The 11,568-nt window shown below is 65.7% G+C and carries 9 protein-coding genes; 2 read left to right on the top strand and 7 right to left on the bottom strand.

Annotated features, from left to right (window positions below):
* Positions 1–14: 14 nt before the first annotated feature.
* The 5 genes from metG to Q0907_RS07610 all read right to left on the bottom strand — a co-directional run bounded on the left by metG (position 15) and on the right by Q0907_RS07610 (position 8,637).
* On the bottom strand, positions 15–2,078 hold the full coding sequence (gene metG / locus Q0907_RS07590; protein WP_299342997.1) for a methionine--tRNA ligase: 2,064 nt from the start codon (positions 2,076–2,078) through the stop codon (positions 15–17).
* Positions 2,079–2,199: 121 nt separating this feature from the next.
* Positions 2,200–2,640 (bottom strand): DUF2147 domain-containing protein, encoded by a 441-nt coding sequence (locus Q0907_RS07595; RefSeq protein ID WP_299342998.1) that lies wholly within the window; start codon positions 2,638–2,640, stop codon positions 2,200–2,202.
* Positions 2,641–2,743: 103 nt separating this feature from the next.
* Complete coding sequence (locus tag Q0907_RS07600) at positions 2,744–3,559, bottom strand: sel1 repeat family protein (protein ID WP_299343000.1); 816 nt, start codon at positions 3,557–3,559, stop codon at positions 2,744–2,746.
* 130 nt (positions 3,560–3,689) lie between these two features.
* On the bottom strand, positions 3,690–5,669 hold the full coding sequence (locus Q0907_RS07605) for a prolyl oligopeptidase family serine peptidase (protein ID WP_299343002.1): 1,980 nt from the start codon (positions 5,667–5,669) through the stop codon (positions 3,690–3,692).
* Between the two features lie 82 nt (positions 5,670–5,751).
* Positions 5,752–8,637: a TonB-dependent receptor gene (locus tag Q0907_RS07610; RefSeq protein ID WP_299343004.1), complete on the bottom strand. Its 2,886-nt coding sequence runs from the start codon at positions 8,635–8,637 to the stop codon at positions 5,752–5,754.
* 239 nt (positions 8,638–8,876) lie between these two features.
* On the opposite strand from Q0907_RS07610, the gene apbC reads away from it, so the two are divergent.
* Positions 8,877–9,746: an iron-sulfur cluster carrier protein ApbC gene (apbC, locus tag Q0907_RS07615; RefSeq protein ID WP_299343006.1), complete on the top strand. Its 870-nt coding sequence runs from the start codon at positions 8,877–8,879 to the stop codon at positions 9,744–9,746.
* 93 nt (positions 9,747–9,839) lie between these two features.
* The gene (gene dcd / locus Q0907_RS07620) at positions 9,840–10,427 is read left to right on the top strand and encodes a dCTP deaminase (protein ID WP_299343008.1); all 588 of its coding nucleotides are present in this window, start codon (positions 9,840–9,842) and stop codon (positions 10,425–10,427) included.
* A 13-nt stretch (positions 10,428–10,440) separates the two neighbouring features.
* Here the strand turns inward: dcd and Q0907_RS07625 are convergent, their stop codons facing one another.
* Both Q0907_RS07625 and Q0907_RS07630 read right to left on the bottom strand, forming a co-directional pair.
* Entirely contained in the window at positions 10,441–10,848 is a 408-nt protein-coding gene (locus tag Q0907_RS07625; RefSeq protein WP_299343010.1) for an HIT family protein, read from the bottom strand.
* The gene (locus Q0907_RS07630; RefSeq protein ID WP_299343012.1) at positions 10,845–11,504 is read right to left on the bottom strand and encodes a dienelactone hydrolase family protein; all 660 of its coding nucleotides are present in this window, start codon (positions 11,502–11,504) and stop codon (positions 10,845–10,847) included. The genes Q0907_RS07625 and Q0907_RS07630 overlap by 4 nt, the downstream gene beginning before the upstream one ends.
* Positions 11,505–11,568: the final 64 nt, after the last annotated feature.

Here is an 11,568-nt window from a genome sequence, read left to right on the forward strand (position 1 = left end):
GCTCTGCTCTTGCCTCACCGCACCGGCATGCCGGGCAGGGCACCGGCATCGGCGTCCAGCAATGCCAGTGCGCCACCGTCGAACCCGGCCGACAGGATCATGCCCTCGCTCAGGCCGAAGCGCATCTTGCGCGGTGCCAGGTTGGCGATGAACACCACGTTGCGGCCGACCAGCGTGTCCGGCTCGCCGTAGCTGGCGCGGATGCCGGAAAAGATCTGGCGCTGGCCCAGGTCGCCGGCATCCAGCAGGAATCGCAGCAGCTTGTCGGAACCGTCCACGAAGCCGCACTCCAGCACCTTGCCGATGCGCAGGTCTAGCCTGGCGAAATCCTCGATGCCGATAAGGCCGGTCGCATCCTTCGCCTCGGTCGGCACGGCAGCTGTCGCCTGTGCCTTCTTCTCGGTAACGGCGGGTGCGGGCGCGGGCGCGAGTGTGTCCTTGGAGGCGTCGGTCATGGCGTCGATCAGTTTCGGGTCGATACGGGTGAAAAGCGGAGAGTAGGTCTGGATGGTGTGGGCGAGCAGCGGGTTGGCCACATCGGCCCACGTCTCCACCGGTGCGCTGAGGAACGCTTCCGCTTCGGCCGCCGTGCGCGGCAGCACCGGCTTCAGTGCCGCTGCGAGAATGCGGAACAGGTTCAGCCCCTGTGTGCAGACCGACTGCAGGTCGGCGTCCGCGCCCTCCTGCTTGGCGATCACCCACGGCTTGGTTTCATCGATGTACTTGTTCGCTTCATCGGCCAGCGCCATCGTCAGGCGCAGCGCCGTGGCGGGTTCGTTGCGTTCGTAGGCATCGGCGATCGGGGCGAGCGCATCGACGAAACGCTGGTACATCCCCGGGTCCGGCAGCGCTTCGGCCAGCGCACCGCCGAAGCGCTTGTCGATGAAGCCGGCACAGCGGCTGGCCAGATTGACGAACTTGCCGACCAGGTCCGCATTGACGCGCGCGATGAAATCACCGAGGTTCAGGTCGAGATCGTCCACGCCGCCGGACGACTTGGCCGCGTAGTAATAGCGCAGTGCCTCAGGCTCCAGGCCTACATCCAGGTAGGTGCGCGCCATGATGAACGTGCCGCGCGACTTCGACATCTTCGCGCCATCCACCGTCAGGTAACCGTTGACGTGCAGGCGGGTCGGTGCGCGGTGCCCCGTGCCGTGCAGCACCGCCGGCCAGAACAGGCCGTGGAAGTTGACGATGTCCTTGCCGATGAAATGGTGCAGTTCGACCTCGGTACCGGCGTCGAGATGCGATGCGAAGTCGAGGCCACGCTGCGTACACAGGGCGTGGAAGCTGCTCAGGTAGCCAATCGGCGCATCCAGCCAGACATAGAAGTACTTGCCGGGTGCGCCGGGAATCTCGAAGCCGAAGTAGGGCGCATCGCGCGAGATGTCCCACGCGCGCAGGCCACCGTCGGCATCCAGCCACTCGCGCAGCTTCGCCTTCACGCCCGGCAGGGCGACGTCGCCCGCCAGCCATTCGCGCAGGAACGCATCGAAGCGGCCGACGTCGAAGAAGTAATGTTCCGAGTCGCGGATCTCCGGCGTGCTGCCGGACAGGATGGACGTCGGTTCCTTCAGATCGGTCGGTGCGTAGGTCGCGCCGCAGACCTCGCAGTTGTCGCCGTACTGGTCGGCGGATCCACAGTTCGGGCAGATGCCCTTGATGTAGCGGTCCGGCAGGAACATGCCTTTGGCCGGATCGTAGAACTGCGCCACCGTGCGGCGGCTGATGTGCCCGCCGGCATCGAGGCGCTGGTAGAACTTTTCCGTCAACGCCCGGTTGCCGGACGAGTTGGTCGAGTCGTAATGGTCGAAGGCCACGCCGAAGGCGGCGAAGTCGCGCTCGTGGCTTGCCTGGATGCCCGCGATGAAGGCCTCCGGGGTGACGCCCGCCTTCTCCGCCGCCAGCATGATCGGCGTGCCGTGGGTATCGTCGGCGCAGACGAAATACACCGTGTCCCCGCGCATGCGCCGGGCCCGCACCCAGATGTCGCCCTGGATGTAGCCGACCAGATGACCCAGGTGCAGCGGGCCATTGGCGTAGGGCAGGGCATTGGTGACGAGGGCGGTGCGGCTCATGTCGGACTTCGTTGCGGGGGCGCGCGATTATCGCATGGACGGCCGGATGCCCCTTCCTCCTGGCCAGAACGCAACGGGCCCGGCAATGCCGGGCCCGTCTTGCAACAGGATGCGTCGAGACTTACTGGCGGATCCAGGTCTGCGACTTGCAGATGAAGGCGATGCAGCCGGAGACCTCCAGCTTCTTGCCACCTTCGATCAACTCCATCTTCGACTTGTATTCCTTGCCTTCATCCGGCTTCAGGATGGTGCCGCCCGCGTAATCGCCACCGCCTTCCGCCTTCATGCCGCGGATGATCTCCATCCCCGTAATCGGCTTGTTCTTGCGGTCGCCTTTGCACTTGTCGCAGGTCGGATTGGGCTTGCTCGGGTTGATCAACTCGACGATCCGGCCGGTGATCGTGCCGTTCGCGGCCTGGGTGATCTCGACGAAGGATTTCGGCTTGCCGGTTTCGCCGTCGATGGTCTTCCAGCGGCCGACCACCGGGTCGGCGGCCGAGGCCACCAGCGACAGGGCCATCAGCGGAGCGGCCAGCATCACGGCCATCAGGGTCTTGCGCATGTTCCCCTCCCAGGGATGTAGGTCAGGCCCGCCGGCAACGACCGGCGGGATGCCGCTGTTATACCGCATCCGCCGGCGTATGGAAGCGCGGCGTGCCAGCTGTTCAGCCGTCTTTGCGGGTGCCGAGGTCGGCGTCGTCCGCCTCGGGCGTCTCCGGCTCCTGCGCATCCTGCCGCGGCGCCGTGGCGGGAATGCGCGAAGCCGGCGGGGTTGATCCCGGCACTTGCTCGACGCTGCCCACCGACACACGCCCGATACGCGGCTTCATCCAGATTTCGTCGTGCCACGCCTGGTACTGCTTCGGGTCCCAGTAGCGGTCGTCGTAGAACTTGCTGCCATCGATCGGAATGAATCCCCCCGGGCCGGGGATGTGGATCTGCAGGTTCCCGGTGAAACCGGTACGGCTTCCCGTGGACCGACGTTTCTCGCGGCGGAGCACGGTGGCCAGGCGCGGCTGCGCGGCCTGGTCGCCGAACCGGGCATAGATGGCCTGGCCTTCGTCGACAGCCCGGGCGCGTTCCGCCTCCGTCAGTTGCTCCCAGTAGCGCTCCCGCAGTCCGAGGAACCCGGTGTACCCGCGCTCGGACGCCAGGTCCATCCACGCATACGCGAGGGCGCGATCCTTCGCCGTACCCTGGCCGTTCCACAGCATCTCCCCCACCATGCCTTGCGAAGGCTTGTCGCCGTAGTAGGCGGCGCGCTGGTAGAAACGGAACGCCTCGTCGAACTCGCCGGCCTTGAACCGCTTCAGGCCCAGCAGGCGGTAGCGCAGGTCGGGATGTCCGCTCAGGAAGCCGGCGCTGAGCATCATCGCGTCGCGTGTCGGGTCCGGCGGAGGTTTGGCGGCATGTGCCGCGGAAAATGCGGCCGCAGTGCCAGCCAGCAGCAGGCACAAGGTGGTCGTCCTGAGGTTGCCCATGTGTACTCCGACACCGGTGATGGGAAGTAGGCTTCGATTGTGACCGGCGACGTTGTCGCCGGTCACGTCTCGGAAGTCATGGCCGTGGTGCGGAGCCTGGCGCTCTCCACCGCATCCGCGCGGGATGGCCTTACTTCGATGCGCCAGAATCCGTTTTCCCGATATGCCGGTCGAAGAAGGCAAGCATCTCGGTATACAGCTTCACCCGGTTGTCCACGTCGTAGAAGCCATGCATCTCGCCGGACTGGATGATCATGCCTTCCGGCGGATTGCCCGCTGCGATCAGCGCCTTGTTCATCAGTTCGGTCTGCTCGGGCGGCGTGCGTACGTCGCGCGCCCCTGCGGCAAGGTAGACCGGGATCTTCACTTCCGCGGCGCGGCGTGCGGGCGAATTCTCCGCCCACGCTTTCTTGTCGGTTCCATGCGTGCGGCGCAGGTAGCGCTGGCCGGACTCCGTGCTCGGTATGTCGCCCTTCTCGAACATCATCTCCACGTCGTAGACACCAACGTAGCCGAATGTGCACTTGAACAGGCCGGGCGCCCGGATCGGCGCCATCAGCGATGAGTAACCGCCGAAGCTGCCGCCGTAGATGCAGATGCGGTCCTTGTCGGCATGGCCCTTCTGGATCGCCCACTGCGTGGCGTCGATGATGTCGTTCTGGATGCCCTGGCCCCATTGCTGGTGCCCGGCATTCTGGAAGCCACGGCCGTAACCACCGGAGCCGCGGTAATTCACCTGGAGCACGGCGTAACCCCGGCTCGCGAACAGCTGCGTCTCGCCGCTGAAGGCCCAGTCGTCGCGGGGACCGATGGGGCCGCCATGCGGATTGACGATGAGCGGCAGGTTCTTTCCGTTCGAGCCGTTCGGAATGGTCAGGTAGCCATGGATGCGCTTGCCGTCGCGCGCCACGAAGTTGAACGGCACCACCGACGCCATCTTGCCGGGGTCCAGCTGCGGCAGGCGCTTCATCAGGAAGCGGGCCTTGCCGGACTCGCGATCGTAAAGGTAGAGCTCGCCCGGATTGCGGTCGCTGTAGACGCTGACGATGATTTTCTTGCCGTCGGTGGTATGGCTGGAAAAATCCACCATCTGCCCCTCGAACGCGGACGCGAGCGAGGCGTAGAGTTCGGCATCCGGATGCGCTTCGTCGATCAGTTTGACGGACGGTGCCCCCGCTTCCGTCACTACCGCGATCAGTGTCGTGTCGTCGGTGGACCAGATACGGTTGCTGATCTGCGCCACGGGGTCATGGAACAAGGGCTTGAACGCCCCCGTGGTGGTGTCCAGTGTTCCGAGCGCCGCCGGCGCCACACCGTCGTCCTGGGTGACGTAGACGGTTCCGTTGCGCGTGGTGTGGATCACGCCGAGGTGCTTGCCGCCGGACTTGGAAGCGTTCACCAGCGTCCAGTCGCGGCCATCGCGACGGTAGAGTTCCGTACGTTCGTCGAACTCGCCATCTTCGTTGCGGCTTGACGAGCACACGGTGAAACGCGCCTGCTTGTTCTCGTCCAGCGTGATGTTGCAATTCTCCTTGGGTGCACGGCCGAGCGATGTGCGCCGCCCGTTGAACACGTCCAGCTTGACCAGCTCTGTGCCGGCGCCTTCGCTGGAGCGGGGCGAGCGGACGTCCATGATGACGAACTGGTCGTCGTCCTGCAGGGTGTCGATGAGGCTGAAACGCTCGGACGTGACGGTCTTCGCGCGCTGGGTGACGTCCTGGGTGCCGTAGAAGACCAGCGGCCGCGGTTGTGAGCCATCGGCATTGACGGCGAACCACTCGCCCGTGCTGAACGGTTGCGCGTATCCGCCCATCTTGCGGATGGCATTGAACATCAGGCGGTTGGGGCTGACCCATTCGAACGAGCCCACGCTCTTCTTGTCGGGCAGTTGGCTGACGTTGAGGATCTTCAGGTCACTGGTGCGCATCGTGGTGAGCACGTCCTGGTCGCCCCGGTCCACCGTGATGGCCAGGTACTCACCGGTGGGCGATATCTTCGCGGTGCTGAAGGCGGCGTGGCCGACGAAATCGCGGATCGGCGCCGGCGCGCCCAGTGCCTCGGCCGCGATCAGCCATCCGGCGAGGAAAAGCAGAATTCCTTGACGCTTCATCATGATCTCCTTGTGTGCGGCGTAGGAAGAAAAAGACCCGGCGTCGCCGCCGGGTCCAGGTGTTGCTGCACCGCTCAAACCATCAGTTGAACTTGTAGGTCGCTTCCAGACCCACCTGACGACCGATGGCATCGAAACCGCGCCAGTAGTACGGATAGGTGTAGTTGGTCTTGTCGACCGGATGGTGGTTGTCGAACATGTTGACCACCGACAGGCGCAGGTTGAGCTTCTCGGTGATGTCCTTGGCCACGCTGGCGTTCCAGGTGATGAACGGCGCGATGCGGGTATCGAACTCCGGATACGCCACCGGCACGTTGGGGTCCCAGATGGGAGTGCTGCCGAGGCGGTTCATGAACACCGTTGCCATCCAGTCGTCGTTCGACCAGTTGACCGTCAGGCGCACGCGGCTGCGGTTGTCCAGGTTGCTGTTCAGATCGCGGTAGCTCAGGAGGGCCTGGTCGGCCGAGAGCTTCTGGGTCTGTTCCAGCACATGGGTCCACTGCAGCGTGGCACTGAAGTCGCCGAAGCGATCCGTATCCAGGCGGTAGCGCACGGTGGCGTCGACACCCTTCGTCCCGAGGAACGACTGGTTGATCGGGCCGCTGCGGATCTCGGTGATCTGGTTGGTTTCCGGATTACGCGTGATGCGCCCCAGGGTCGCCTGGCAATAGGCGCTGCTGAGCGGGTACGGGAAGTTCGAACCGTTCGGGTAGCGACCGGTGTTGCAGCCCAGTTCCGCTTCCAGGATCGTCGCACCGCTCTGAACGTTGACGACGTTTTCCAGCTCGACGACATAGTAGTCGGCGGCCAGCGACAGCTGGTCGGTCACGTCCCAGACGAAGCCCGCGGTCCACGATTTGCCGGTCTCCTCTTCCAGCGTGGGCTGGCCCTGGGACGTGGTGAACGCCGAGTAGTTGTAGTTCGCGCCCGCCGCGCCGCACACCGCCGCACTCGTACCGATACCGTTGAGCGAGCAGCGGTAGTAGTCGGTGATGGCGCCGAAGGAGCCGCTCGGTTCCGAGAACACGTAGTGCATGTCCGGCGCCTTGAAGCTGGTGGCGTAGTTGGCGCGGACCAGCAGACTGTCGAAGGGACGGAACTCGAGGCCCGCGCCCCAGGTACGCGCGTCATCCACGTCGGTGATGTCGTCGTACTTGTCGTAGCGGCCTGCCAGGCTGCCCGTCAGCATGCTGAAGATCGGGATCTTGAACTCCACGCCCGCGGCATAGCGGTTGCGTTCACCGCTGCCGCCCGTGCCAGTCAGGTTGTAGATCTCACGGACGCTCGGCAGGATGCGGCGGTCGCTTTCCAGGTCGTAGCTCTGGCGCGAGGCCTCGAGCACGCTGGCGAACGACAGCGGGCCGGCGGGCAGTTCGAACAGGTCGCCGGACAGCACGAAGTTCGCGGACGCATTCCGGGACACCGCTTCGTAATGCACCATCGTCGACATGGCCGCATAGTCGGCCGGCGAGATCGGGCCATAGAAGCGATCAAGGTTCAGGCGATAGACCGGCAAGCCGTTCGGAACACCCGCCAGACCCGTGTAGGCGCCCTGGCCGGTTGTGCCCAGACGCGAACCCATGAAGTAGTTGGTCGCGCCCGCCACGGTCAGGCGCGGACGATCGCGGACGATTTCATACTGGGCGCCGCCCAGCGTGAACTCCCAGTCGTAGCGATCGGCGAAGGTGCCGCGCAGACCGAAGGCCAGGTCGAGGGAGTCTTCCTCGAACTTCTGGTACGTGCCTTCGGAACCGCCGTAGCTTTCGGGCGTGATCGCGCGGATCGGGAAGATGCGCATGCCCAGGTTCGGGTCATAGAAGTTGGCGCTCGGCTGCGGGCCACCCTGCCACTGCTCGACACCGCCGCCCAGTCGGCTGCGGGAGTGGAACGCCATGGCGCTCGCCCAGCCTTCCAGGTTGTCGGTGAAGTTGAAGGTGCCATAGACGTAGCCCGACAGGTCATTGCTGCCGTTCGAGACCGTCTGTTCCGCCGGGAAGCGGTCGTAGCCGCAGCCCGGGCCCAGGTTCGCACCGGTCGCGGAGCTCGTATAGAAGTGGTAACGGTAGAGCTCGCTGCCGGAGCAGTCACGACCGGCCGGCAGTACGTAGCCCTGCGTGGCACCGGTGCTGCTCAGGCGACGGATCTGGATGCCGATGGGCGGCTGGTAACCGCCGCGCCCGTTGCCTGCGGCGAGCGGGTAGGTGCCCGGGGGCGCCGGGTTGTCGGCGGCCGAATCCATGAAGTCGCGCTGGTAACCCCACAGGGCTTCGGCGTTGTAGGACTCGAACGCGTACGTGACGCTCCAGTTGTCGCCGGTCTTGCCGCCCACCCACTGGATGTCGGCGATGTCACGGCCACCGTCGGTCGAGGTCTGGCCCTTGACCTTGAGGATGTTGCCTTCGTAGTTCGTCTTCAACACGATGTTGACGACGCCGGCAACGGCGTCGGAACCGTACACGGCCGATGCGCCGCCCGAGAGGATCTCGATGCGTTCGACGGCCGCCGCGGGGACGTTGTTGAGGTTCTGGAAGTTGCTGCGGCCGTTGTAGGGGAACGGATAGTCATTCGCCCGGCGACCGTTGATCAGCAGCAGCGTGCGTCCCGGACCCAGGCCGCGGAGGTTAACCGGGCTGGCGTTGGGCGTGAAACCGCCGGCAGCGTTGAAGTCGTTCTGGACGCTGCCGGTGTTCTGGCTCAGCGTATCGATCGCTTCGGCAACCGTATTGAAGCCTTCCTGCTTGATCTGCTCGGCCGTGATGACGGTGACCGGTGACGGTCCCTCGATCTCTGCGCGCTTGATGCGCGAGCCGACGACCTGCACCTTCCCGAGGTTGGTCGTTTCGGCTTCTGCAGTCGAGCCGCTGGTGGTAGCGTCCTGGGCCAGTGCCGCGCCCGGGATCAGCAACGCGGCGACAAGAGCCGCACCAAGCGGATTGCGCCGGAGCGCTTTCGCGTTTCCGTAGTTCATGTCGGTGAATCCCCTAGAAATCCGTACGTGTAAGCGGCTTTCAATAGGACCGTTCCCATCGGCCCCAGCCGCGCAATAGCGTCCGTGCGACCCGACATTAACACGGAATTAATGTGATGCGCATACCACGAAATTATTTCCGGCGCGTGATGGGATCGTCACGGTCATGACGCGTCATTCAGGTTGCCGGCGAGGCGCCTCGGGGTGAGACAATGGCGGTTTCCCCGCCGCGCGAATCGATGCAAGTGACTGAATCCCATCAAAATTACGCCAAGCCGCGCACGCACGCCGTGCAGGGGGCGCTGTCGCCCCACCCGCGCGTCCGCAATGTGATTGCGGTCGGCTCAGGGAAGGGAGGGGTGGGCAAGTCCACCACGGCGGTGAACCTGGCGCTGGCACTGGCGGCCGAGGGTGCCCGGGTGGGGGTGCTGGATGCCGACGTCTATGGGCCGAGCGTGCCGGCGATGCTGGGGCTCGCGGGGCGGCCGGACAGCCCGGACAACAAATCGATCGAACCGATGCGGGCGTTCGGGGTGGAGGCCATGTCCATCGGCCTGCTGGTCGACCAGGACACGCCAATGATCTGGCGCGGGCCAATGGCCACGTCTGCGCTGATGCAGCTGTTCAACGACACGCTGTGGGGTGATCTGGACTACCTGCTGATCGACCTGCCGCCGGGTACGGGCGACATCCAGCTGACCCTGGCGCAGAAGATCCCGGTGGCCGGGGCGGTCATCGTCACCACGCCGCAGGACATCGCCACGCTGGATGCCAAGAAAGCGCTGAAGATGTTCGAGAAGGTCGAGGTGCCGGTGCTGGGCATCGTCGAGAACATGGCCGTCCATACCTGCTCCCAGTGCGGCCACGTGGAGCACCTGTTCGGGCAGGGCGGTGGCGAACGGATGGCGGCGCAGTACGGTGTGCCGGTGCTGGGCTCGCTGCCGCTGGACATCGCCATCCGCGAGCAGGGCGATGCCGGCCAGCCGGTCGTGGTCGCCGCGCCCGATTCGGCGGTGGCGCAGGCCTACCGGCAGACGGCGCGGGTCATGGCGGCAACGCTGGCGCAGCGTCCGCGCGCGCCTTTGTCCATCCTCTCGTCGCTGGTCTAGCGGCCGGCGAAGACGGCGGGCCGGGGCCCGCCCTACAATTCCCTGTCCGCCGTGCGCCGCGCGCGGCCTTCGCCCCACCACACCAGGATTTGCATGAGCATCAAGAGCGACCGTTGGATCCGCCGCATGGCCGAGCAGCAGGGCATGATCGAGCCGTTCGAGCCGGGGCAGGTGAAGTTCGCCAACAAGAGCGGGGCCAACGGCGAGCGCATCGTCAGCTACGGCACGTCCAGTTATGGCTACGACGTGCGCTGCTCGCGCGAGTTCAAGGTGTTCACCAACATCAACTCCACGATCGTCGACCCCAAGCACTTCGATCCGAAAAGTTTCGTGGACATCGAAGCGGATGAATGCATCATCCCGCCGAACAGTTTCGCGCTGGCGCGCACGGTGGAGTTCTTCCGCATCCCGCGCGACACGCTGGTGGTCTGCCTCGGCAAGAGCACCTATGCGCGCTGCGGCATCATCGTCAACGTGACCCCGCTGGAACCGGAGTGGGAAGGCCATGTGACGCTGGAGTTCAGCAACACCACGCCGCTGCCGGCGCGCATCTACGCGAACGAAGGCGTCGCGCAGATGCTGTTCTTCCAGTCCGATGCCGACGACGTCTGCGAGACCAGCTACAAGGATCGCGGCGGCAAGTACCAGGGCCAGACCGGCGTGACGCTGCCGCGCACCTGAGGCGGGTGCGCGATCAGCCCAGCCACCGGCGCCACGCGTCTATCCTTTCTGCCAGTGCGGCAGGACCATGCCGGACCGGGGCGCCGTTGCCCCAGACCGGTCCGGGCCATGCCGCGTCGCCCTCGTGCCTGCCGACCAGATGCACATGCAGTTGCCGGACGATGTTGCCGAGGGCGCCGATGTTGAGCTTCTCCACGCCCGGCTGCGCGCGGATCAGCTGGCCGGCTTGGTTGATCTCCGCCAACAGCAGGCGTTGCTGGCCGCCCTCCAGTTCCAGCCATTCGCTGACCCCGTTCACGCGAGGCACCAGGACCAGCCACGGGTAGCGCGTGTCGTCCATGAGCCGTACCTGCGACAGCGGGCCGTCGGCGACGAAGGCGCTGTCGGACGCCAGGCGTGGGTCCAGCAGGAAATCGCTCATGCCAGGTTCCTTGCGAGGAAATCGAGCGTGCGTTCGCGTGCCAGGCGCGCACTCGACGGATCGTAGTCCGCGCGCAGGTCGCAGTTGAAGCCATGCCCCGCGGGGTATGTGAAAACGTCCATCTGGGGAAGCAGGTCGCGGTGCTGCTGCACCAGCTTCGGCGGTATCGAGGCATCCTGCTCGCCGAAGTGGAACATCACGGGGGCCAGCGGTGTCTCGGAGAGGAAGGGCGCGTTGCGTGCCCCGTAGTAACTCACCGCGGGCAGGCCCAGGCGCATGGCGGCGAGCAGCGCCACCGTGCCGCCCCAGCAGTAACCGACGGCGCCCACCTTGCCGTGGCTCGCGATCGTGTCCGCCGCTGCCGCAGTGATGTCCAGTGCCGCTTCCAGGCCCAGACGCGTGATCAGGTCGCGGCCGAGCGCGAAGCCGACATCGTCGTAGCCCAGCTCGACGCGGGGCTCCAGGACGTCGAAGTACGCCGGCGCGAGCGCCACGTAACCGTCGATGGCGAAGCCCTCGGCGACGCTGCGGATATGCGCGTTCACCCCGAAGATCTCCTGCACGATCACCAGCGCGCCGCGCGGCGCGTCGGCGGGATCCGCGCGCCAAGCCCCGATGCGGCCGCGGGGCGTGTCGATCTGAGTCCAATGGCCCATCGGCAGGATTCCGGCGAAGACGGCGCCCAGTGTATGCGCAGGCGGCCCCGGACCGAATGGACGG

The organism is uncultured Pseudoxanthomonas sp. (assembly GCF_947498795.1).
GTDB lineage: Bacteria > Pseudomonadota > Gammaproteobacteria > Xanthomonadales > Xanthomonadaceae > Pseudoxanthomonas_A.

Coding starts and splice junctions, on each gene's coding strand:
- Q0907_RS07630 (WP_299343012.1), bottom strand. CDS start 11,504: ATGGGCCATTGGACTCAGATCGACACGCCCCGCGGCCGCATCGGGGCT.
- apbC (WP_299343006.1), top strand. CDS start 8,877: ATGCAAGTGACTGAATCCCATCAAAATTACGCCAAGCCGCGCACGCAC.
- dcd (WP_299343008.1), top strand. CDS start 9,840: ATGAGCATCAAGAGCGACCGTTGGATCCGCCGCATGGCCGAGCAGCAG.
- Q0907_RS07600 (WP_299343000.1), bottom strand. CDS start 3,559: ATGGGCAACCTCAGGACGACCACCTTGTGCCTGCTGCTGGCTGGCACT.
- metG (WP_299342997.1), bottom strand. CDS start 2,078: ATGAGCCGCACCGCCCTCGTCACCAATGCCCTGCCCTACGCCAATGGC.
- Q0907_RS07605 (WP_299343002.1), bottom strand. CDS start 5,669: ATGAAGCGTCAAGGAATTCTGCTTTTCCTCGCCGGATGGCTGATCGCG.
- Q0907_RS07595 (WP_299342998.1), bottom strand. CDS start 2,640: ATGCGCAAGACCCTGATGGCCGTGATGCTGGCCGCTCCGCTGATGGCC.
- Q0907_RS07625 (WP_299343010.1), bottom strand. CDS start 10,848: ATGAGCGATTTCCTGCTGGACCCACGCCTGGCGTCCGACAGCGCCTTC.
- Q0907_RS07610 (WP_299343004.1), bottom strand. CDS start 8,637: ATGAACTACGGAAACGCGAAAGCGCTCCGGCGCAATCCGCTTGGTGCG.